23 protein-coding genes are annotated in these 20,200 nt (G+C 66.3%); 5 read left to right on the forward strand and 18 right to left on the reverse strand.

What is annotated here, in order from left to right:
* Positions 1-4: 4 nt before the first annotated feature.
* The 4 genes from flgJ to AB4Z32_RS13445 are packed head-to-tail and all read left to right on the forward strand — an operon-like array spanning position 5 to position 4,750.
* Positions 5-967, forward strand: a complete 963-nt coding sequence (flgJ, locus tag AB4Z32_RS13430; RefSeq protein ID WP_442122349.1) for a flagellar assembly peptidoglycan hydrolase FlgJ — start codon at positions 5-7, stop codon at positions 965-967.
* Between the two features lie 51 nt (positions 968-1,018).
* Positions 1,019-2,950 (forward strand): flagellar hook-associated protein FlgK, encoded by a 1,932-nt coding sequence (flgK, locus tag AB4Z32_RS13435; protein WP_442122350.1) that lies wholly within the window; start codon positions 1,019-1,021, stop codon positions 2,948-2,950.
* Positions 2,951-2,970: 20 nt separating this feature from the next.
* Positions 2,971-4,191, forward strand: a complete 1,221-nt coding sequence (flgL, locus tag AB4Z32_RS13440) for a flagellar hook-associated protein FlgL (protein WP_442122351.1) — start codon at positions 2,971-2,973, stop codon at positions 4,189-4,191.
* A gap of 28 nt (positions 4,192-4,219) precedes the next feature.
* Positions 4,220-4,750, forward strand: coding sequence for a PH domain-containing protein (locus AB4Z32_RS13445; protein ID WP_442122352.1), 531 nt, complete (start codon positions 4,220-4,222; stop codon positions 4,748-4,750).
* Positions 4,751-5,048: 298 nt separating this feature from the next.
* Here AB4Z32_RS13445 and fliR read toward each other — a convergent pair whose 3' ends face one another.
* The 13 genes from fliR to fliF all read right to left on the reverse strand — a co-directional run bounded on the left by fliR (position 5,049) and on the right by fliF (position 16,347).
* Positions 5,049-5,888, reverse strand: coding sequence for a flagellar biosynthetic protein FliR (fliR, locus tag AB4Z32_RS13450; RefSeq protein WP_442122353.1), 840 nt, complete (start codon positions 5,886-5,888; stop codon positions 5,049-5,051).
* Entirely contained in the window at positions 5,885-6,154 is a 270-nt protein-coding gene (gene fliQ, locus AB4Z32_RS13455; protein ID WP_442122354.1) for a flagellar biosynthesis protein FliQ, read from the reverse strand. The genes fliR and fliQ overlap by 4 nt, the downstream gene beginning before the upstream one ends.
* 12 nt (positions 6,155-6,166) lie before the next feature.
* The gene (fliP, locus tag AB4Z32_RS13460; RefSeq protein ID WP_442122355.1) at positions 6,167-6,919 is read right to left on the reverse strand and encodes a flagellar type III secretion system pore protein FliP; all 753 of its coding nucleotides are present in this window, start codon (positions 6,917-6,919) and stop codon (positions 6,167-6,169) included.
* Complete coding sequence (fliO, locus tag AB4Z32_RS13465) at positions 6,920-7,558, reverse strand: flagellar biosynthetic protein FliO (RefSeq protein WP_442122356.1); 639 nt, start codon at positions 7,556-7,558, stop codon at positions 6,920-6,922.
* Positions 7,555-7,980 carry a flagellar motor switch protein FliN gene (gene fliN, locus AB4Z32_RS13470; protein WP_442122357.1) on the reverse strand — a complete coding sequence of 142 codons (426 nt, stop codon included), beginning with the start codon at positions 7,978-7,980 and terminating at the stop codon, positions 7,555-7,557. Before fliN ends, fliO begins: the two co-directional genes overlap by 4 nt.
* A 32-nt stretch (positions 7,981-8,012) precedes the next feature.
* Positions 8,013-8,996 (reverse strand): flagellar motor switch protein FliM, encoded by a 984-nt coding sequence (fliM, locus tag AB4Z32_RS13475; RefSeq protein WP_442122358.1) that lies wholly within the window; start codon positions 8,994-8,996, stop codon positions 8,013-8,015.
* A 24-nt stretch (positions 8,997-9,020) separates the two neighbouring features.
* Positions 9,021-9,542: a flagellar basal body-associated protein FliL gene (fliL, locus tag AB4Z32_RS13480; protein ID WP_442122359.1), complete on the reverse strand. Its 522-nt coding sequence runs from the start codon at positions 9,540-9,542 to the stop codon at positions 9,021-9,023.
* Between the two features lie 127 nt (positions 9,543-9,669).
* Positions 9,670-11,001, reverse strand: a complete 1,332-nt coding sequence (locus AB4Z32_RS13485) for a flagellar hook-length control protein FliK (protein ID WP_442122360.1) — start codon at positions 10,999-11,001, stop codon at positions 9,670-9,672.
* An 11-nt stretch (positions 11,002-11,012) separates the two neighbouring features.
* Entirely contained in the window at positions 11,013-11,453 is a 441-nt protein-coding gene (gene fliJ, locus AB4Z32_RS13490) for a flagellar export protein FliJ (RefSeq protein WP_442122361.1), read from the reverse strand.
* Positions 11,454-11,489: 36 nt separating this feature from the next.
* Positions 11,490-12,896, reverse strand: a complete 1,407-nt coding sequence (gene fliI, locus AB4Z32_RS13495) for a flagellar protein export ATPase FliI (RefSeq protein ID WP_442122362.1) — start codon at positions 12,894-12,896, stop codon at positions 11,490-11,492.
* Positions 12,893-13,633 (reverse strand): flagellar assembly protein FliH, encoded by a 741-nt coding sequence (locus tag AB4Z32_RS13500; protein ID WP_442122363.1) that lies wholly within the window; start codon positions 13,631-13,633, stop codon positions 12,893-12,895. Before AB4Z32_RS13500 ends, fliI begins: the two co-directional genes overlap by 4 nt.
* Positions 13,633-14,643: a flagellar motor switch protein FliG gene (gene fliG / locus AB4Z32_RS13505; protein ID WP_442122364.1), complete on the reverse strand. Its 1,011-nt coding sequence runs from the start codon at positions 14,641-14,643 to the stop codon at positions 13,633-13,635. Before fliG ends, AB4Z32_RS13500 begins: the two co-directional genes overlap by 1 nt.
* A 3-nt stretch (positions 14,644-14,646) precedes the next feature.
* Positions 14,647-16,347, reverse strand: coding sequence for a flagellar basal-body MS-ring/collar protein FliF (fliF, locus tag AB4Z32_RS13510; RefSeq protein WP_442122365.1), 1,701 nt, complete (start codon positions 16,345-16,347; stop codon positions 14,647-14,649).
* Between the two features lie 163 nt (positions 16,348-16,510).
* On the opposite strand from fliF, the gene fliE reads away from it, so the two are divergent.
* Complete coding sequence (gene fliE / locus AB4Z32_RS13515) at positions 16,511-16,927, forward strand: flagellar hook-basal body complex protein FliE (RefSeq protein ID WP_442122366.1); 417 nt, start codon at positions 16,511-16,513, stop codon at positions 16,925-16,927.
* A 211-nt stretch (positions 16,928-17,138) separates the two neighbouring features.
* Here the strand turns inward: fliE and AB4Z32_RS13520 are convergent, their stop codons facing one another.
* The 5 genes from AB4Z32_RS13520 to fliS are packed head-to-tail and all read right to left on the reverse strand — an operon-like array spanning position 17,139 to position 20,122.
* Positions 17,139-17,897 carry a flagellar brake protein gene (locus tag AB4Z32_RS13520; protein WP_442122367.1) on the reverse strand — a complete coding sequence of 253 codons (759 nt, stop codon included), beginning with the start codon at positions 17,895-17,897 and terminating at the stop codon, positions 17,139-17,141.
* Positions 17,881-18,243, reverse strand: a complete 363-nt coding sequence (locus tag AB4Z32_RS13525) for an EscU/YscU/HrcU family type III secretion system export apparatus switch protein (RefSeq protein WP_442122368.1) — start codon at positions 18,241-18,243, stop codon at positions 17,881-17,883. The genes AB4Z32_RS13520 and AB4Z32_RS13525 overlap by 17 nt, the downstream gene beginning before the upstream one ends.
* The gene (gene fliK, locus AB4Z32_RS13530) at positions 18,227-19,354 is read right to left on the reverse strand and encodes a flagellar hook-length control protein FliK (protein ID WP_442122369.1); all 1,128 of its coding nucleotides are present in this window, start codon (positions 19,352-19,354) and stop codon (positions 18,227-18,229) included. Before fliK ends, AB4Z32_RS13525 begins: the two co-directional genes overlap by 17 nt.
* A gap of 7 nt (positions 19,355-19,361) precedes the next feature.
* On the reverse strand, positions 19,362-19,688 hold the full coding sequence (locus AB4Z32_RS13535) for a flagellar protein FliT (RefSeq protein ID WP_442122370.1): 327 nt from the start codon (positions 19,686-19,688) through the stop codon (positions 19,362-19,364).
* Positions 19,688-20,122: a flagellar export chaperone FliS gene (fliS, locus tag AB4Z32_RS13540; RefSeq protein ID WP_442122371.1), complete on the reverse strand. Its 435-nt coding sequence runs from the start codon at positions 20,120-20,122 to the stop codon at positions 19,688-19,690. The genes AB4Z32_RS13535 and fliS overlap by 1 nt, the downstream gene beginning before the upstream one ends.
* Positions 20,123-20,200 lie beyond the last annotated feature (78 nt).

Genomic DNA, 20,200 nt, shown 5'->3' on the forward strand with positions numbered 1-20,200 from the left:
AACCATGCTCGGCTCGACCTCTGACCTGTCCGGAAAATTCGCGCTCGATACCAACAGCCTGGGCGACCTGAAACAGTCCGCCAAGGCCGGTTCGCCCGAAGCCTTGAAAGGCGCGGCGACGCAGTTCGAATCCATGTTCGTCAACATGATGATGAAGAGCATGCGCGACGCCACGCCGCAGGACGGTCCGATGGACAGCCAGGAGACCCGCACCTTCACCACCATGCTCGACCAGCAGATGAGCCAGAAGCTGGCCAAGCGCGGCATCGGCCTGGCCGACGTGCTGGTGCGCCAGCTGTCGGTGCAGCAGCAGGGCCAGGCGCTGGCCAAGCAGATGCAGTCGGGCGCGCTGGCGATCGGCGCCGACGCCGGCACCGCGCAGGGCGGCGCCGGCACCGCGCGTCTGATGCGCGACGCCGACACCATGTCGACCGACGGCGCCGCTTCCGCTTCCACTTCCGCCTCCGGCATCACCGGCTCTGCGCGCAGCACCAGCGACGCCGGCAAGCCGGCCCACGTGCGCGCCTTCCAGGACAAGCTGGCCGACGCCGCCGAGGAAGCCGAGCAGGTCACCGGCGTGCCGGCCAAGTTCATGCTGGGCCAGGCCGCGCTGGAAACCGGCTGGGGCAAGCGCGTGATCCGCAACCAGGACGGCACCTCCAGCAACAACCTGTTCGGCATCAAGGCCGGCCCGGGCTGGAAAGGCAAGGTCGCCACCGCCGTCACCACCGAGTATGTGAACGGCCAGCCGCACACGCGCGTCGAGAAATTCCGCTCTTACGCCTCGCATGCGGACGCCTTCAAGGATTACGCGAAGATGCTCAGCAATAACCCGCGCTACGAGAAGGTGCTGGCCCATGGCGGCGACGCCGCCACCTTCGCGCACGGCCTGCAGCGCGCCGGCTACGCCACCGATCCGCAGTACGCGGCCAAGCTGTCGCGGATCATCAAGCACTCGCTTGCTTAAAGTTTTAGCGGGTCTTGCCGAAAACAACAGAGTACACAGGAAGAAGAGCACATGTCCCTCCTCAGCATCGGCAAGTCCGGTCTGTACGCCGCCCAGGCGGCGTTGACGACGACCGGCCACAACATCACCAACGCCAACGTGGCAGGCTACAGCCGCCAGGTGGTGGTGCAGGAAACGTCGATTTCGATGGGGGGCAGCAATGGCTTTTACGGCACCGGCACCCAGATCGCCCAGGTCAAGCGCTATTCGGACGAGTTCCTGAACGCCCAGGTGCGTACCGCGCAGGCGGCCAACAGCGGACTCGAAGCCTACCAGGCGCAGGTGACCCAGATCGACAACCTGCTGTCCGATTCCACGGCCGGCCTGTCGCCGGCGCTGCAGGATTTCTTTTCGTCGGTCCAGAACCTGACCGGCGACCATGCCGGCGTGCCCTCGCGCGGCGCGCTGCTGAGTTCCGCCGACACGCTGGCGGCCCGCTTCCAGAGCATGAACCAGCGCCTCGAAGAGATCCGCAAGGGCGTCAACACCCAGGTCACCTCGAGCGTCAACCTCATCAACAGCTATGCCGGCCAGATCGCCAAGCTGAACGACCAGATCGGCAAGCTCGCTGCGGGCGACAACCTGAACCTGCCGAACGACCTGCTGGACCAGCGCGACCAGCTGGTCATGGAGCTGAACAAGCAGGTCAAGGCGACCGTCATTCCGGGCGATAACAACAGCCTGACGGTATCGATCGGTAACGGCCAGCCGCTGGTGGTCGGCTCGAGCGCCTTCCAGCTGGCGGCGGTCGGCTCCGCCACCGACCAGACCCGGATGACGGTCGCCTACGTCACCAATTCCAAGGTGTCGCCGATTCCGGAGAGCGCCCTGGCCGGTGGCGAACTGGGCGGCGTGCTGGAATTCCGCAGCCAGTCGCTGGACCTTGCGCAGAATTCGCTGGGCCGCATCGCCCTGAGCCTGGCCCAGACCTTCAACGACCAGCACCACCTGGGCGTGGACGCCAACGGCAATCCGGGCGGCGACTTCTTCACGGTGTCGCCGGCCGAGGTCACCAAGAACGTCAACAACAACCAGACCAGCACCACCAAGGTCAGCGCCACGGTCGTCGACGCCACCCAGCTCACCACCAGCGACTACAAGGTCCAGTACGACGGCAGCAAGTACATGGTCTACCGCCTGTCGGACAACACGGCCACCGAGATCAAGGGCGACCCGCAGGTCATCGACGGCCTGTCGTTCTCGATCAGCGGCAGCGCCGCCGCCGGCGACAACTTCCTGGTGCGCCCGACCATCAACGGCGCCGCCAACTTCAAGCTGGCGCTGACCGACCAGTCCCAGGTCGCGGCCGGCTCCCCGATCTCGACCAGCATTCCGCTGACGAACAACGGCACCGCCAAGATCAGCGCCGGCACGGTCACCAAGGATTACCTCGCATCGCCGCTCACCGGTCCGGTGAACCTCACTTACTCGGGCGGTAACCTGAGCGGCCTGCCCGCGGGCCAGAAGGTGACGATGATGGTCGGCGGCACCCAGACCGAGATCGCCGCCGGCGACCCGGTCCCGTTCAAGGACGGCGCCACCTATACCGTGGCCGGCATCAGCTTTACGCTGACGGGGCTGCCGAAGGACGGCGACACCTTCACCATCCAGCGCAATACCGGGCCGGGCGACACCCGCAACGCCAGCCTGCTGGGCGACCTGCAGTCGAAGACCATCCTCGACGGCGGCACCGCGACCTACCAGTCGTCCTATGCCCACATCGTCAGCGCGATCGGCAACAAGACCCGCGAGGTCCAGGTCAACGCCGAAGCCGCCGCGACCCAGCTCGAACAGGCGCAGGGCGCGGCCAACAACGTCTCGGGCGTGAACCTCGACGAAGAAGCGGCCAACCTGCTGAAGTACCAGCAGGCCTACCAGGCTTGCGGCAAGGTGATGCAGGTGGCCGATACCATCTTCAACGCGCTGTTGCAGATCGGTCATTAAATAAATAAGCGGAGCAAACCATGGCTTTACGGATCAGTACGAGCGCCATCTTCGCGGCGGGAACGACCAAGCTCAATACGCTGCAGGCCCAGATGGCCAAGACGCAGCAGCAGCTGTCCAGCAACCGCCGCGTCCTGACCGCGGCGGACGACCCGATCGCCTCGGCGCGCGCGCTCGAGGTGACGCAGTCGCAGTCGATGAACAGCCAGTACGGCACCAACCGCACCAATGCCAAGACCTCACTGTCGCTGGTCGAGAACGCGCTCGACGACGCCACCAACCTGCTGGAAGACGTGCAGACGCTGACGGTCCAGGCCGGCAACGGCACGCTGAGCGATACCGAACGCGGCATGCTGGCGACCGAGCTGGAGGCGCGCATGACCGACCTGCTGGGCGTGGCCAACAAGGCCGACGGCACCGGCGCCTACCTGTTCTCGGGCTACCAGACTACCACCATGCCTTTCGTGCAGACCTCGACCGGCGCCACCTACCAGGGCGACCAGGGCCAGCGCGTGCTGAAGGTGGGGGCGATCCGCAACATGGCCATCAGCGAGACCGGCAGCAATGTGTTCGAGAACATCCCGACCGGGAACGGCACCTTCCAGGTGAGCCCGGGCAGCGCCAACCAGGGCAGCGCCGTGGCCAGCACATACTCCGTGACGGACAGCTCGCAGCTGACCGGGCATAACTACAGCCTGAAATTCCAGGTGACGGGCTCGCCGACGGTGACGACCTACACCGTGACCGACGCAAGCTCGAACACCGCCGTGTCGACCGGCACCTATACGGCCGGCCAGCCGATCACCTTCGGCGGCATGTCGATGAAGATCGACGGTGCGCCGGCCGACGGCGATTCGATGAACGTGCAGCCGAGTTCCAGGCAGTCCCTGTTCACCACCCTGACCAACCTGATCGGGGCGCTGCGCACGCCGACCGACACCCCGGCCGGCAAGGCGCTGATGAGCAATGGCGTGACGATGGCGGGCGCCAACCTGGGGCAGGCGCTGGACAACATCCTCTCGGTCCGCGCCTCGGTCGGTTCGCGCCTGAAGGAACTCGACTACCTCGACAGCAGCGGCCAGGACCTGGACATCCAGTATCAGACCACGCTGAGCGGCCTGCAGGACCTCGACATGGCCAAGGCGATCTCGCTGTTCACCCAGCAGCAGCAGACGCTGCAGGCGGCGCAGATGTCCTTCAAGACGATGTCGGGCCTGTCGCTGTTCAACTACATCAGCTGAGCGGAGCCGGCTGGCATATACTTGAGCGATGACCATCGAACCGATCACCATCCGCGCAAGATTCAACCCGCTCATCAAGCCCTTCCTGGTGATGCAGATCGGCGTCACGATGATGCTGACCATCGTCGGCATTCCGCTGGCGATCGCCTGGTTCCTGGGCGTCGGCCGTTGGTGGGCCCAGCATTATTTCGACAAGCTCGAATGCCAGCTGGGCGAGCGCAGCCTGCGCTACCGGAAGGGCATCCTGGTCACCACCGAAAAGACCATCCCGCTGGAGAACATCCAGGACGTGACCTTCATCGAAGGACCGATCCTGCGCCACTTCAACCTCAGCACCCTGAAATTCGAAACCGCCGGACACAGCGCCGGCCAGGCCTCGGACATGCGCCTGACCGGCATCATCGACGCCCAGGCCTTCCGCGCCAGGATCCTGCAGGCGCGCGAAGCCTTGCGCCATGCGCCGCAGCAGAAAAGCGAGGGCGACGAACAGCTGGTCGTGCTGCGCTCGATCGAGGCTAAGCTGGGCGAGATTGCAGAGCTGCTGCGCGCCAGGCAGTAACGCGCTTTCACCGACTCTCTCCGGATGCTTACTACCCGACCGACCAGCCGATGTGCTTCCTTCTCGTCCAGAGACGCGACGTCGGCGCCATCCAGCGCTGCCGTGAGGCGCCATTGGCCGCTGACTGCCTGCTCGTAGCGCTTTCCTGAAGCGGCCTGAGCCGGTAAGGCAGCCAGGGCGGGGGTGGCTTCCAATGGTGGCGGCTCGACCATCGGTGGTTGGGATCTGGCTGCGAATAAGGTCGCCTGACCGAATCATGAAAGGCCGCGGCATAGCGCTGTCCGGCCGGCGTCCTGTTTCAGGACGCCGGCACGATCGCCGGCGGCGGCGCGGCCGGCCGCGGCTGCCCCGGCCTTTCCGCGCCGATGCGCGGGATCCGGCGGCTCGCCTCGATGCCCTGGTTGAACAGGTTCTGCAGCGGCGTGTTCAGGTAGGGAAGGGTCAGGCTCAGCACCAGCAGGCCGGTGCCCAGCGTGACCGGGAAGCCGATGCCGAACAGGTTCAGCTGCGGCGCGGCGCGGGTCAGGATCGCCAGCGCGACGTTGGTGATCAGGAGGGCCGCCACGATCGGCAGCGTGAGCTGCAGGCCCGCCGAAAAGATGCGGCCGCCCCAGCGCGCCATCTCGAGCGGCGCGGCGAGCGACATCGGGGTGCCCGAAATCGGCAGCGTGAAGAAGCTTTCGACCAGCACCTCCACCAGCACCAGATGGGCGTTCATGGCCAGGAAGGCCATGGTCGCGACCAGCGCCATGAACTGGCTGACCGCCGAGGAGCGTCCGGCCGAGTTGGGGTCGAAGAAGCTGGCGAAGGAAAATCCCATCGTGGAGCTGGCGAGTTCGCCGCCGAATTCGATGGCGGCGAACACGAGCCGCATCGAAAAGCCCATCGCCATGCCGATCAGCATTTCCTGGCCGGCGATCAGGATGCCGGCCCAGGAGGTCGGGTCGACGGCGGGGATGGCGGGAATGGTCGGCGCCACGATCGCCGCCAGCAGCACGCCCAGGGTCAGCTTGACCAGGGAGGGCACGCCGGTATTGCCGAAGACCGGCGCGGCCGCCACCAGGCCGAGAATGCGCGTCAGGGGCCACAGCAGGCCCCCGATCCACGCGTACAGCTCGGTGGTCGTAAACGAGATCAACCGATCATGCCCGGAATGCCCGTGAACACGGTGCGCATATAGTCCGTCATCACGGTCAGCATCCACGGGCCGGCCAGCACCAGGGCGACGAACACGCCGACCAGCTTGGGGATGAAGGACAGGGTCTGTTCGTTGATCTGGGTCGCGGCCTGGAAGATGCTGACCACCAGGCCGATGATCAGGGACACCAGCAGCAGCGGCGCCGACACCATCAGGGTGACTTCCATGGCCGTGCGGCCCATCGCGATGACGCTTTCCGGAGTCATTCTCTGCAATCCTTAATTGAAGCTCTGGGACAGGGAACCCAGCAGCAGCTGCCAGCCGTCGACCAGCACGAACAGCATCAGCTTGAACGGCAGCGAGATCACCGCCGGCGACATCATCATCATACCCATCGACATCAGCACCGAGGCGACCACCATGTCGATGATGAGGAAGGGGATGAAGATCGCGAAGCCGATCTGGAAAGCCGTCTTCAGCTCGCTCGTGATGAAGGCCGGGATCAGGACCCGCAGCGGCACGTCTTCCGGGCCCTGCAGCGCCGGCGTGCGCGAGATCTTCACGAACAGCGCCAGGTCCGACTGGCGGGTCTGCTTCAGCATGAAGCCCTTCAGCGGCGCAGCGCCTTTGTCCATCGCCTCGCCCATCTGGATCCGGTTCTCCTGCAGCGGCACATAAGCCTCGGTGTAGATGCGATCGAAAGTGGGACCCATCACGAACAGGGTCAGGAACAGGGCCAGGCCGACCATCACCTGGTTGGGCGGCGCGGTCTGGGTGCCGAGTGCCTGGCGCAGCAGCGACAGCACGATGATGATGCGGGTAAAACTCGTCATCATCAGCAGCGCCGCCGGGATGAAGGTCAGCGCCGTCATCAGGAGCAGGGTCTGGACCGGCAGCGAGTAGGCGGTGCCGCCGCCCGGCGCGGGGCTGGTGGTGAAGGCGGGGATGGCGGGCGCCGCGATGGCGGCCGTGGCTGCGGCGAGCGACAGGGCCATCAGGCCGGCCGCCAGCAGGAAAGTCTGTTTGCGCATTTACTTACGTTTGTCGATGGTCTGCTTCAGCCAGTCGGCGAAGTTGTTCGCTGGCTGCGAATGTGGGGCCAGCGTAGCACCGCTTCCACTCATCTCGGCGCCCTCCTGTTTCGGCATCGTCGCCAGGGCGTTGATGCGGCCGGGCGAGGCGCCCACCACGATCCACTGGCTGCCGACTTCGACCACCAGCACGCGCTCGCGCCCGCCGAGGTTGAGGGCGCCGACCACGCGCAGGTTGGCGCTGCCGGCGCCCGCTTTCGGGCCGTAGCGCTTCAGGAACCAGGCGAGGGCGCCGAGCACGGCCAGCACCGCGATCAGGGCGAACAGGGTCTGCAGCAGGCTGCCGGTGGCCGAGCCGGAAGGGATCTGGACCGGGGCGACCGCGGGCGCGCTGCGGTTGGCGGCGCCGCCGCCGACGGTGGTCTCGGGTGCGTTGGGGCTGGACGGGTTCAGGACCGGCGCGTTGGCTGCCGGTGCCGGGACGGCCGGCGGCACGACCGTGCTGGCCGCCTGCGCATCCTGGCCGGGACTGGCTGTCTGAACGAGCGGTGCCTGGGCGGACGGCGCCGGCTGGGCCGCGCAGGCGACCAGCGGCAGCAGTAAGGCGAGGAGGGTCGGCAGGCGCGCGCTTGTCGTCATTTATTCAGTTTGCGGATACGTTCCGATGGCGTGATGATGTCGGTGAGTCGGATACCGAACTTGTCGTTCACGACCACCACCTCGCCCTGGGCGATCAGGCAGCCGTTTACGAGCACGTCCATCGGCTCGCCGGCCAGGCCGTCCAGTTCCACCACCGAACCCTGCGCGAGCTGCAGCAGGTTCTTGATGGCGATCTTGGTGCGTCCCAGCTCCACCGTCAACTGTACCGGGATATCGAGAATGAAGTCGATATCGTTCGGCGTATCCGGGCGCAGGCCCTTGTTCGAAAAATCCTGGAACACGGCGGCGCTCGCCGCCTGCTGCTGGCTGGCGATCGCAGCGGCTTCCGCGGCCGCCTGTTCGGCGATCGCGGCGCCCCAATCGTCGTCGAGGCTGCTTTGGTCGTCTTGGGTGTCGGACATGGACATTCTCCGGGTCTATTACGTACTACGTGTTATTTGTTGAAGGTTTCGCTGTTGGCGATCAGTCTTTCGACTTTCAGGGCGTACTGCCCGTTCGATACGCCATAGGTGCAGTCCATCACCGGCACGCCGTCGACGGTCGCCTGGATGGTTTCGGGCACCGAGATCGGGATCACGTCGCCGACCTTCATGTTCAGGATTTCGTCGAAGTTCGCCTTGCCGTGGCCGAGCACGGCCACCAGGTCCACTTCCGCCACCTGGATCTGCTGCGTCAGCAGGCGGATCCAGCGCTTGTCCACTTCGAGGGCCTCGCCCTGGATGCTGGACGTCAGCGCATCGCGGATCGGTTCGACCATCGAATACGGCATGCAGAAGTGGATCTGGCCCGACACCGAACCGAGCTCGATGGTGAAGGTGCACGATACCACGACTTCGTTCGGGGTGGCGATGTTCGCGAACTGCGTGTTCATCTCCGAACGGATGTACTCGAATTCGATCGGGTAGACCGGTTCCCAGGACTTCGCATAGGCCTCGAACACGATGTCGAGGATGCGCATGATGATGCGCTGCTCGGTCTGGGTAAAGTCGCGGCCTTCCACACGGGTGTGGAAACGGCCGTCGCCGCCGAACAGGTTGTCGACCAGCAGGAACACCAGGCCCGGATCGAAGACCATCAGCGCGGTGCCGCGCAGTGGCTTCATGTGGATCAGGTTCAGGTTGGTCGGCACCACCAGGTTGCGGATGAATTCGCTGTACTTCGAGACCCGCACCGAGCCGACGGACACTTCGGCGCTGCGGCGCAAAAAGTTGAACAGGCCGACCCGCAGATACCTGGCGAAGCGCTCGTTGATGATCTCGAGCGTCGGCATGCGGCCGCGGACGATCCGCTCCTGCGTTGCCAGGTTATAGGTGCGGACTCCCGAGGTGTCTTCAGGCGCCGCGACATCGTCCTGATCGCCGTTGACCCCCTTTAGGAGGGCATCGACTTCTTCCTGTGAGAGAAAATTATCGGCCATGCTCTATCAAGTCTTACTGAATGCTCATTGGATAATGAACTCGGTGAACAGGACGTCCGAGACATCCTGGTCGTCGCCGTGCGACTCGAAGGGTGTCTTGACCGCGGCCAGGATTTCGCCGGCCAGCTGCTGCTTGCCTTCGACCGTGTTGATCTCGGACGCCTTCTTGCCGGACAGGAGCAGCAGAACGCGGCTGCGCACCTTGGCCATGTTCGCCTTGATGAGCTCGGCCTGCTCGGCGCCGACGACCTGCAGCGTGAACGCGACGCGCAGGTACTGGTCGCCGTTTTCCGGCTGCAGGTTGACGGTGAAGGGCTCGATCGCCAGGTATTCCGGCGGCGCTTCCTTCTTGCCCTTCTTCTTGCTGCCGTGGTCCTTCTTGGCCGGCTCGGCCGCTTCGGCGCCGCCGCTGCCGTGCAGGAAGTACCAGCCGCCGCCGCCGCCCAGGCCCAACACGAGCACGGCCGCGCCGATCATGATGAACAGCTTGCTCTTGCCGCCCGCTGCCGGCGCCGCCGCTGCATCCGCTTTCGGATCAGCTTTCATTTTTGGATTCGCTTTCAAGATACCTCGGTCCCGCTGTGGTTCGTCCCGTCATTATGTCATTATCGGGAAAAAGTGAGCAGGAGCAATGATTGAAAAGAGGGGAGATCGGGGGCTATCTTGTTGTTTCTTAGGCGAACGTGTCGACCATGCCGCGATTGCCGAGCGTTGCGGTGCGGGTGACTGGACGGGCGCTCGCATCCTCGGTTCCGCTGCTGCTTTCGCCACGGCCGCGGCCATTGCCGGCGAAGCCGCCGCTATTGCGCGCCGCCTGCTGCTGGGCCTGGCCGCTGTCCGGCATGCCGGCGTTGACGGTGGCGCTGCCCAGCGCGATACCGCTCTCGCTCATCATTTCGCGCAGGCGGGGAAGGGCGTTCTCGAGGGCCTGGCGCACTTCTTCCTGGTTCGCGGAGAAGGCCACGCTGGCCTGGTCGTTGGTTACCGACAGCACCACCTGCAGCGGACCGAGGTCCGGCGGGTTCAAGGTCAGCGAAGCGGTCTGCTCTTCGCTGCCGACCATGTAGACGACCTTCTGGCCGACCTGGTTTTCCCAGGCATCGGTGCCGACCCGTGCGCTCAGTCCTTCGGCGGCGCCGGCGGCGGCCTGCACGGCTTCCATCACGGCCGGCTGGGCCTGGGCCAGCGCGGCGACGGCGGCCGCCGGTTCGCGGGCCGCGGCGGTCTCGCGCGCCTGCAGCAGGCTGAGTTCCGCGGTATCGATTTGCGGCTCGGCCTGGCCTTTGCCGGCGGTGGCCGCCAGGGCCGCGCGCAGGTCGGCGCCCAGCTTGCCCCCCGCATCCACAGCCGCGCTCTTGTCGTCCGCGCCGAGGGCGGCGCCGGCGGCGGCCAGGGCCGGGTTGCGCAGGGCCGCGGTGTCGGAGAAGGCTTTACCGGCGGTGGTGGCAATGCCGGCGCCGTCCTTCGACACTGACTTCATCGCCGCCTGCAAGGCGGCCAGCTGGGCGGCGTCGCCGCGCTTGCCCTTGCCGGCGGCGCCGCCCAGGGCGTCGTAGGCCTGGGCCGCGGCGTCCGTGGCGGGCAGGGCTTTCGCATCCTTTGGCTGCTGCAGGCTTGCCATCAGGGCCAGCATGGCGCTGGCCGGATCGCCGGCCTGGCCCGATTGCGCATTGTCCTTGCCATCCTGGCTGTCCGCATCGTCGCTGTCCCTGGCTTCGGCGGTCTTGTCGGCATCGGCCGGCTGCGCGGCTTGCTCCGGTTTCGAGGCTTCCTGCGCGCCGGCGCCCGCGTCGGGCTGGGCCGGCTTGTCGGCGGCATTGGGCTTCGGCGCCTCCGTCTTCGGGGCGGGCGCGGGCGCGGGGCTTGGCGCCGGCTGGCGCAGCTCCATCTCGTTCGACAGCATGGAGCTGAACTGGGCGCCGTCGCTGCCGGCGGAAGCGCCGTTGCGCTGGGCCGGCGCCTGGGCGTTGGTGTTCAGCTGGATCGGAAGGGAATTGGTCTGCATCGTTGTCTCGTTCAGCGTTTCATGCGTGCGGTGCGGGCCGCGAAGTCGTCCATCGTCTTCTGGTCGCGCCTGGTCTCGATCGCCAGCGCCTGGGCCGCCGCGCGTTCGTTCAGGGTGCGGTAGGAGAGGCGTTTGCGCTCGCTCTCCTGCAAGGCCTTGCGTTCGGTGTCGGCCTTGTATTCGGCATGCTTGATCACTTCGTGCTGGCCGTTGATCGCGTTGTCCAGCTTGCCCAGGAAGGCCACGAAATTCGCGTAGGCGAAAGGCGTGATCCCGTTCATCTGGGCCTGGTCCAGGCGGTCCGCGTAATCCTGGCGGTAACCCAGCAGCATCTGCAGCTTCTGTTCGGCTTCCTCGACCGCCTTCAGTGCCACCCCCAGGCGCTTGGCACGGTTGTCCGACTCGCGCTGTGCGAGGTCGACGAGGGTCTGGAGTGCGGAGGGGTTGGCCATGGTAGGTCAAGTATATCGGCCGCGGGCTTCGCTCAATCAGCCGAACAGAGAGGTCAATTCCCCCAAGCTCTGCAGCATATTGGCGTTGTCGTGGATTTCCTGGCACAGGAAGGCCTCGATGCGCTCGTGCAGGACGATCGCCTTGTCCAGCACCGGATCGGTGCCGGCCACGTAGGCGCCCACGCTGATCAGGTCGCGCGAGCGTTCGTAGCGCGAGTACAGCTGCTTGAGCGTGCGCGCCGCCTGCTGGTGCTCGCGCGAGGTGATGTTGTGCATCGCGCGCGAGATCGATTGTTCGATGTCGATCGCCGGATAGTGGCCGGCTTCGGCCAGGCTACGGTTCAGGACGATGTGGCCGTCCAGGATACCGCGCGCGGCGTCGGCGATCGGGTCCTGCTGGTCGTCGCCCTCGGACAGCACGGTGTAGAAGGCGGTGATCGAGCCGCCGCCTTCCTGGCCGTTGCCGGCGCGTTCCACCAGCACCGGCAGCTTGGCGAACACCGAAGGCGGATAGCCCTTGGTGGCCGGCGGCTCGCCGATCGCCAGCGCGATCTCGCGTTGCGCCTGCGCGTAGCGGGTCAGCGAATCCATGATCAGCATGACATTCTTGCCCTCGTCGCGGAAGTGCTCGGCGATGGCGGTGGCGTAGGACGCGCCCTGCATGCGCAGCAGCGGCGGCGAGTCGGCCGGTGCCGCCACCACGACGGAGCGGGCGAGACCTTCCTCGCCCAGGATCTGCTCGATGAATTCCTTCACCTCGCGTCCCCGTTCGCCGATCAGGCCGACCACGATCACGTCGGCGGTGGTGTAGCGCGCGATCATCCCCAGCAGCACCGATTTGCCGACGCCGGTACCGGCGAACAGGCCGAGACGCTGGCCGCGGCCGACGGTGAGCATCGAATTGATGGCGCGGATGCCGACGTCCAGGGTGTCCGAGATCGGCGCGCGCTCCAGCGGGTTGATCGGGCGCGCGTTCAGCGGGCCCATCTCGGTGCTGTCGAGCGGGCCCTTGCCGTCCAGCGGGCGGCCGGCGCCGTCGACCACGCGGCCCAGCAGGCCCCAGCCTACCGGCAGGTGGCGCGCGCGGTCCATCGGGCGGCGGCGCGGATGATCGACGCTGCCGGGCTTCGGCACGCTCGGCTCGACCGGGAACACGCGCGAGCCGGGCACCACGCCTTCGACGTCGGATTGCGGCATCAGGAACAGGCGCTCGCCCTCGAAGCCGACCACTTCAGCCTCGATGCGCGCGCCCGATGCGACCGGAATGGTGCAGGCGCTGCCCACCGCCAGCTTCAGGCCGACACATTCCATCACCAGGCCGGCCACACGGGTGACGCGGCCCGAGACCTGCATCGGCTCGACGAAATCGAGCACGTTGCCGCAGTCCTTCAGGTAGGCCTTCCAGCGCGCGGTGTGGCGGTCGAGGCCCGCTGCTTCGTTCATCCCAGCCACTCCACGTTGCGGCCCAGCGCATGCGCCAGGCGCTGCCAGCGCGAGGCGATCTGGGCGTCGATCTGGTTGCTGGCGGTGTCGATGCGGCAGCCGCCGCGCGCGACGTGGGCGTCTTCGACGATGCGCCAGCCGGTCTTTTCGAGTTCGTGGCCGATGCCGCCGCGGACGATCAGGGCGTCTTCCGGATGCAGGACCAGCAGGGCAGGCTGCTGCAGGGTCGGCAGGTAGTCGACCGCTTCGCGCACCACCGGCAGGATCAGTTCGGGGCGCACTTCGAAGGCGGTGCGCACCATGTTCTTCGCCAGGTGCAGGGCCAGTTCCAGCACGTCGGCGGCGATGGCTTCGTCGGCCTGGGTGACAGCTTTGCCGAAGTCGGCGGCGATGCCCTGCAGGTGGCTCAGTTCGGCGGCGGCTTCGGCGCGGCCCTCGGCCAGGCCGTCTTCGTAGCCGCTGGCATGGCCGGTGGCGAGGCCGGCTTCATGGCCTTCGGCATAACCCTGCTGGCGCGCCGCTTCGCGGATCGCCTCGAGTTCCTCTTCGCCGATTGCCGGCGCCATGGGGGGCGGCGCGGCTTCCATCGCGCGCTGGGCGGCCAGTGCCTGGGCCTGGGCTTGCGCGGCGGCGGCTTCGGCCGCCTGGCGTTCGGCGACCCGGCTTGCGCGCTCGTCGCCGAAGGAGGTCATTTCCCAGCGCTTGAACATGGGCTGGACGTCTTTCGAGTTCACCATCAGACGAACGAGTCCTCACCCTTGCCGCCCAGGACGATCTGGCCTTCGTCGGCCAGGCGGCGGACGATCTGCAGGATCTGCTTCTGCTGGGATTCCACTTCGGACAGGCGCACCGGTCCCTTCGAATCGAGGTCTTCGCGCATCATCTCGGCCGCACGCTGCGACATGTTCCTGAAGACCTTCTCGCGCAGATCCTGCGAGGCGCCCTTCAGTGCGATGATCAGCATCTCGGACTGCACTTCGCGCAGCAGCAGCTGGATGCCGCGGTCGTCGATGTCGATGATGTTATCGAACACGAACATCTCGTCCATGATCTTCTGGGCCATGTCGTTGTCGTAGTTCTTGATGTTCTCCATGACCGAGCTTTCCTGCTCGCCGCTCATGAAGTTCAGGATCTCGGCCGCGGTGCGCACGCCGCCCAGCGAGGACTTCTTGATGTTCTCGTTGCCCGACAGGAGCTTGGTCAGCACGTCGTTCAGCTCGCGCAGGGCGGCCGGCTGGACGCCGTCCAGGGTCGCGATACGCAGCACCACGTCGTTGCGCAGGCGGTCGGTGAAGTATGCCAGGATCTCGCAGGCCTGGTCGCGCTCGAGGTGGACCAGGATGGTGGCGATGATCTGCGGGTGCTCGTTGCGGATCAGTTCCGCCACCGAGGGCGAGTCCATCCACTTCAGGCTTTCGATGCCGGAGGCGTCCTTGCCGCCCAGGATGCGGTTCAGCAGCACGGCGGCCTTGTCGTCGCCGAGCGCCTTGGTCAGCACCTGGCGGATGTACTCGTCCGAGTCCAGGCCGACGGTCGACTGCAGGTCGACGCGTTCGCGGAATTCGCCCAGCACGGTGGTCACTTCCTCGTGCTGGACCGCCTTCATCTGCGCCATTGCCGCGCCCAGCTTGAGCACTTCGCGCGGGCCGAGGAACTTCATGACCTCGGCCGCTTCGGATTCGCCCAGGGCCAGCATCAGGATGGCCGCCTTGTTGACGTTGTCTTTGTCTTTGTCTTTGTCGCTCATGTCTTATTCGGCGCCCAGCCATTCCTTGATCACGTTTGCCACGATGCGCGGGTCGTTCTGCGCAAGGGTCTTGGCCATCTCCAGGTTGCTCTTGTAGACGATGACCTGCTTCTGTGCTTCCGCTTCGCGCGTAATGCGTGCGATTTCATCGTGGTCCGGCTCCGGTTCCGGCTCCGGTTCTTCCGGTTCCGGCTCCGGCGGCATCTCGACCGCCTGGTCGAATTTCTTCATCACCGGCTTCATGATCGGACGCAGGATGCGGTACCAGAGGAACAGCAGCACCAGCGCGATGAACACCCACTTCGCGACGTCCTTCGCCATCGGCAGGTTGTTCGGGTCCTTCCACCAGTCCGGGGTGACGTCGGCCGGCTTGTCGACGCCGTCGAACGGGGCGTTGGCCACGTTCAGGGTGTCGCCGCGCGCCTGGTTGTAGCCCATCGCCTGCTTGACCAGTTCGTTGATCTGGGCGACTTCGGCCGCGCTGAGCGGCTTGATCACGACCTTGCCGGTCTTCGGATCGACGCTGCGGCGGTAGTTGACCACCACGCCCACGGTCAGGCGCTTGATGCCGCCCATCGGCTTCTGCTCGAAGCGCAGGGTCTTGTCGACTTCGTAATTGGTGGTGGCGTTCTTGCTGGTCGGGGCGGCGGCCGCTGCCGCATTGCCGGTCTGCTGGCCGGCGCTTGGGGCGGCGCCGTCGATCGGAGCGGTGGCCACGCCCGGCGGCTGGTTCGACAGCGCGCCCGGGATGCCGGACGGGTTCTGGCTGCCCGGACCGGTCGACTCCGAGGTCTGCTGGCTGCGGATCGCCTGCGGTTCCGGCGGCGAATTCGGCTTGTACAGCTCGGCGGCGGTGTCGACCTGGGCGAAGTCCACTTCGGCGGTCGCCTCGGCGCGCACATTGTTCTGGCCGACGATCGGGGCGATGATCGACTCGACCTGCTTGACGATGTTCTGCTGCAGCGCCTCGACGTACTTCAGCTGGTTCGGATCGAGCTGCTTGCCGTTCTTGGCGCTGGTGTCGGAAAGCAGGGTGCCGTTCTGGTCGACCACGGTCACGTTGGACGGGGTCAGTTCCGGCACCGACGATGCCACCAGGTGCACGATGGCGCTGACCTGGGCCTGGTCGAGGGCGCGGCCCGGCTGCAGGTTGAGCAGCACCGAGGCGGTGGGCTTCTGCTGGTCGCGCACGAACACGGAGGGCTTCGGCAGGGCCAGGTGCACGCGCGCCGACGACACCGCCGACACCGACTGGATCGAATTCGCCAGCTCGCCTTCCAGCGAGCGCTGGTAATTGACCTGCTCGACGAACTGCGAGGTGCCCAGCTTCTGGTTCTCGAGCAGCTCGAAGCCGACGTTGCCGGCACGCGGCAGGCCCTGGGCGGCCAGCTTCAGGCGCACGTTATGCACCTGCTCGGCCGGGATCAGGATCGCGGTGCCGCCTTCGGAAAACTTGTACTTGACCCCCATCTGGTCGAGCGACGCGGTGATCGCGCCGCCGTCGCGGTCGCTGAAGTTCGAGAACAGCACCTTGTAGTCGGGCGCCGAGCTCCACAGCCAGATCGCGGCGATGACGGCCATGGCGGCCGCGATGGCGCCGCCGATGACGACTTTCTTGCCCATCGGGGTTTCCCAATACTTCGGCTTGGGTTCGGCGTGGGCGCCGAGATCGTCGTCGAGGAGGGGTTCCGCTGCTGTTGCCATGGTTGGTGGTCGGGGATGTAGGGTAGTTGAACGCCATTATGAAGCCGTACGGCAACATCCAATACCGGGAAAAGGGGGGTGTTTACGGTGCTGCTCAAAGGCAGGCCTTGCTGGGGCGCTGATATTCTGACAGCCTGAATGAACCTGTTTTCAAGAGGCGGACATGAATATCGGCGGAATCGACAGCAGCCGTATCGAAGCGATGATGGCGCAACTGAAGGCGGCAGCCACCAGGCCGGCCATGCCCTCGGCGGGCTCCGCGGCATCGGCGCTGGCTTCCGGCGGCGTGGGCGGGATCGGCGGGATCGGCGGCCTGGGCAAGACGGGCGGCGCGGAAGGCGTCGAGTCGTCGTCGAAGGTCAGCTTTTCGGATGCGCTGAAAGCCCAGCTGGACAACGTCAGCAAGGCCCAGGACCAGGCCGACGAGATGGGCAAGAAGTTCGCCGCCGGCGACGATTCGGTCAGCCTGTCCGATACGATGATCGCAATGCAGAAGGCCAGCATCACCTTCCAGGCGACCGTGCAGGTGCGCAACAAGCTGGTGTCGGCCTATCACGACATCATGAACATGCAAGTCTAAAATTCGGGGTCAGAGCACTTTTTGGGACAAATTCGGGGTCAGAGCACTTTTTTGCGCAATGCCCTTTCGGCAATAAAAAACAGGCCGCTGTCGTCGCCCCCGCTGGGGCGCCGGAACAGCGGCTTTTTTGTTGACGGAGCAAAATTGATCAAAAAAGTGCTCTGACCCCGAATTTCAGCCAAAAAGTGCTCTGACCCCGAATTTCAGCGGGTCAGACCAGGCCGGCCAGGCGGGCGTTGCGTTCGCGCTCGAGCTTGGTGATGTAGCGCTGCACGGCGGCGAGGTTGCCGCGGGAGATGTCGACGAACTGGCAGCCGAGGCGGCGGTTGGTCTTGTTGTTCAGCAGAGTCATGTCCAGCGAGTTGCGGATCTGCAGCGAGGTCATGACCGGGCCGATGTCCGGCAGCTCCAGGCGGCAGCCGACGTAGGTTTCGCCGATGGTGGTGCCGAGCACCTGTTTGTTGTCGAGGATGGCGATGCCGCCGCAGCTGATGTCGGCCAGCGGGAAGGTCTCGAGCTTGCCGCCCAGTTCGGCGGCCAGGGGGATGGTCACGCGCACCGGATTGCTGACCGGGGTCGCCATCCGGTAGAACTCGCGGCGCTGCAGGCGGATCAGGCTGGCGGGGATGTTGGCGCGCACCGCGGTGCCGCCGTCGTAGCTGAGCTCGCGCAAGCCGTCCGCGCCGAACAGGATGCGGATCTTGTCGAGCGAGGTTTCGCAGCGCACCGTGCCGGCGGCGACGATGCGTTCGCTCTGCTCGCGGCTGACCGGGCGGTCGAGCACCATGGTATTGGTGTCCGGATCGACGTCGAGGATCGAGGTGACGCAGACGTCGGCCTCGCCCCGGATCAGCACGCGGACGAGCTGGTTCTTTTCGGCGATCTGGCGCAGCAGTGCGACGATTTCCCTGCGCGACTCCACTTCATAGTCGTGCCAGGCTTCAAGTTCGGCATCAGTGATTGCTTGCATCTGTTCCAACCGGTGATTCTTCTGGTTGCAGGAGTCGCTTCGTGTCCGGGGGCGGGGATAAGGCCTGGCCGGTAGCTTGCGCTGACTCAATATAATAAAGCCATGCCAACAGTTCGGCAATGGCGCGATAGAGAAGGGGTGGAATCTGCCGGTCGAGGTCGACTTCCATGAGCAGCGCCACCAGTTCCTTCGACTCGTGCACGAACACGCCGGCGCCGCGCGCGCGTTCGATGATCTGTTCGGCGACCAGGCCCTGGCCCTTGGCCACCACTTTCGGCGCCGGATCACCGGTGCCATAGGCCAGCGCCACCGCATGCTGGCGGCGGCTGTTATCGGCGCTCGTCATCGCCGTGGATCGCCAGGGTGTTCAGGGGCGTGCCGGCGGCGGCCAGGGCGTCGGCCAGGCGGCCGCTGCCGGCTTCCAGCAGGGCGCGTGCCGATTCCGGCGCGTCGAGGCGGATGTGCAGCTGGTCGCCGGTCAGCACGACCTGCGCCTTGACCTCGCCCAGCTGTCCGAAGCGCAGCCGCAGGCTGCTTTGCCAGCTGCCGCGGGCGCCATCGCCGTCGCCATCGCCGTCATGCCGGCCCGGCTCGCGTTCGGGCGCGTCGCGCTCGATCTCCCAGCGCAGCTCCTGGCCCGGCCACAATTGGCCCTGCCAGGCCACGCGCGCCTGCTCGTGGGCGTTCAGTTGCTGGTTGATGAGCTGGGCGGTGGCCGGATCCGAGGGCGGCGGCATGCCGCGCGCCTGCGGTTCGGCGGCCAGGTCGGCCAGCGGACGCGCGCCCTGTGCCCACTCGGCGACGTGCGCCTCGTAGAACAGGCCGCTCTTCGCGAGCCCCTCCTGCAGCGCCGCCGCGACCCGGGCGGCGTCCGCGCTCGGCGCCGCCAGCAGCGGCGTGCGGCCGGCGACTGCCGCCGCCGCGCCATCCTTCTGGGCCGCGGCGATCACCTCGCCCAGCAGCTTGCCGGCGGCGCTGATCGACGCATGTTCGGTATCGGCGCCCGCCTCGGGCAGCCTGGCCGCCGCCAGGCTGGTGGCCAGCATGGCGGCGGCACGGACCGGCGCCGCTTCGCCGCCGCCGATCCAGGACAGCGGCAGCGCCTGCCGGAAGTCGCCCTCGGGAGGCGCTGGCCGGGTTTCGGCAAAGGCGCTGCCCTGGCCGGTCTGGAGCTGGAAGGTGGGACGCGGGGTCAGCGCCACCAGGGTCAGCGGCAACTGGGTGCCGAGCTGGGTGCCGGGCGGCAGGGAAAGGCGTGCGGCCAGGTCGTTTATGCGCACGACGAAGCTGCCGTCGGGCAAGCGCGCCAGCACCTGGGCCTGCAAGGATTTGCCCAGCAGGCTGGCCAGCGTGGGCTGGCTCGCCTGCTGGCGGGGTTGGCCGGTCGCCTCGATGCCGGCGACCGGCACGGTCTGGCCGACCGGATTCGCGCCGGTGGAAGTGAGGCGCGTGGCCATTTCCGCCTCAGACGCCTCCGTAGGCGTTGACCAGCCTGCGCTGGGTGGTGGTGCTGTTGATCATCGCCGACAGCTTTTCCATCCACGGCATGGTGAGGTCGCGGATGTGGCGGTCGGCATCGAGGATCTTCTTGATCAGCTCCACCTTGCGCTGGCGTCCTTCAGGGGCGAGGGCCACCTCGCCGCTGTCGCGCAGGCGCGCCACGTGGAGGGTGCACGACTGCTCGAGTTCGACCAGGCGGTCCCACTGTGCGCTGCGGGCGGCGCTCAGCATTTCGCCGGTGATGCGCTCGAGCGTCTCGTAGGTCGACAGCATTTCGTCGCCGGTCATCATCAGGCGCTCGCCAGGATCGGTGCCGCGTTCGGGACTGCCGCAGGCGCCGCCGGCGTCTTGCCGATCGAGGCCCAGGCGTCGCGCAGGTCGACCAGCAGGACCTGCACTTCATCCAGCATGTCCACCGAGTTCTTCAGGTTGGCCTGCAGCAGGCGGTCGGTCATGTAGCCGTAAAGACCGTCCAGGCTGTTGGCGATGTCGCCGCCGGCCTTCTTGTCCAGGCTGGCGCGCAGGCCGTCGTTGACGATCTCGATGGCGCGCGAAATCGATGCGCCTTTTTCCTGGATCTTGCCTGCCTTCATATGGAGGCGTGCGGAGTGGATCGCGGCGAGTGCGCCGTCGAACAGCAGGACGATCAGCTCATGGGGCGACGCGGCGACCACCGAGGTCTCCAACCCTACCTTGGCGTAAGCTTGCACGCCGCGTGGCGTCATTCCAAACATCTTGAACCTCCGTGTGAAACTTTTCGATTTGAACGGACTGTAATGTACCTAGTTAACGGCCGGATTCAT

The organism is Massilia sp. 2TAF26 (assembly GCF_052115005.1).
Taxonomy (GTDB): domain Bacteria; phylum Pseudomonadota; class Gammaproteobacteria; order Burkholderiales; family Burkholderiaceae_D; genus Telluria.

What these genes read in the sequence shown, in the direction of transcription:
- flgL (WP_442122351.1), top strand. Translation starts at nt 2,971, where the DNA reads ATGGCTTTACGGATCAGTACGAGCGCCATCTTCGCGGCGGGAACGACC.
- fliE (WP_442122366.1), top strand. Translation starts at nt 16,511, where the DNA reads ATGAATATCGGCGGAATCGACAGCAGCCGTATCGAAGCGATGATGGCG.
- fliJ (WP_442122361.1), bottom strand. Translation starts at nt 11,453, where the DNA reads ATGGCCAACCCCTCCGCACTCCAGACCCTCGTCGACCTCGCACAGCGC.
- fliI (WP_442122362.1), bottom strand. Translation starts at nt 12,896, where the DNA reads ATGAACGAAGCAGCGGGCCTCGACCGCCACACCGCGCGCTGGAAGGCC.
- fliF (WP_442122365.1), bottom strand. Translation starts at nt 16,347, where the DNA reads ATGGCAACAGCAGCGGAACCCCTCCTCGACGACGATCTCGGCGCCCAC.
- fliQ (WP_442122354.1), bottom strand. Translation starts at nt 6,154, where the DNA reads ATGACTCCGGAAAGCGTCATCGCGATGGGCCGCACGGCCATGGAAGTC.
- AB4Z32_RS13485 (WP_442122360.1), bottom strand. Translation starts at nt 11,001, where the DNA reads ATGCAGACCAATTCCCTTCCGATCCAGCTGAACACCAACGCCCAGGCG.
- flgJ (WP_442122349.1), top strand. Translation starts at nt 5, where the DNA reads ATGCTCGGCTCGACCTCTGACCTGTCCGGAAAATTCGCGCTCGATACC.
- AB4Z32_RS13445 (WP_442122352.1), top strand. Translation starts at nt 4,220, where the DNA reads ATGACCATCGAACCGATCACCATCCGCGCAAGATTCAACCCGCTCATC.
- AB4Z32_RS13500 (WP_442122363.1), bottom strand. Translation starts at nt 13,633, where the DNA reads ATGGTGAACTCGAAAGACGTCCAGCCCATGTTCAAGCGCTGGGAAATG.
- AB4Z32_RS13535 (WP_442122370.1), bottom strand. Translation starts at nt 19,688, where the DNA reads ATGATGACCGGCGACGAAATGCTGTCGACCTACGAGACGCTCGAGCGC.
- fliO (WP_442122356.1), bottom strand. Translation starts at nt 7,558, where the DNA reads ATGACGACAAGCGCGCGCCTGCCGACCCTCCTCGCCTTACTGCTGCCG.
- fliG (WP_442122364.1), bottom strand. Translation starts at nt 14,643, where the DNA reads ATGAGCGACAAAGACAAAGACAAAGACAACGTCAACAAGGCGGCCATC.
- fliP (WP_442122355.1), bottom strand. Translation starts at nt 6,919, where the DNA reads ATGCGCAAACAGACTTTCCTGCTGGCGGCCGGCCTGATGGCCCTGTCG.
- fliL (WP_442122359.1), bottom strand. Translation starts at nt 9,542, where the DNA reads ATGAAAGCTGATCCGAAAGCGGATGCAGCGGCGGCGCCGGCAGCGGGC.
- fliM (WP_442122358.1), bottom strand. Translation starts at nt 8,996, where the DNA reads ATGGCCGATAATTTTCTCTCACAGGAAGAAGTCGATGCCCTCCTAAAG.
- fliN (WP_442122357.1), bottom strand. Translation starts at nt 7,980, where the DNA reads ATGTCCGACACCCAAGACGACCAAAGCAGCCTCGACGACGATTGGGGC.
- fliS (WP_442122371.1), bottom strand. Translation starts at nt 20,122, where the DNA reads ATGACGCCACGCGGCGTGCAAGCTTACGCCAAGGTAGGGTTGGAGACC.
- flgK (WP_442122350.1), top strand. Translation starts at nt 1,019, where the DNA reads ATGTCCCTCCTCAGCATCGGCAAGTCCGGTCTGTACGCCGCCCAGGCG.
- AB4Z32_RS13525 (WP_442122368.1), bottom strand. Translation starts at nt 18,243, where the DNA reads ATGACGAGCGCCGATAACAGCCGCCGCCAGCATGCGGTGGCGCTGGCC.
- AB4Z32_RS13520 (WP_442122367.1), bottom strand. Translation starts at nt 17,897, where the DNA reads ATGCAAGCAATCACTGATGCCGAACTTGAAGCCTGGCACGACTATGAA.
- fliK (WP_442122369.1), bottom strand. Translation starts at nt 19,354, where the DNA reads ATGGCCACGCGCCTCACTTCCACCGGCGCGAATCCGGTCGGCCAGACC.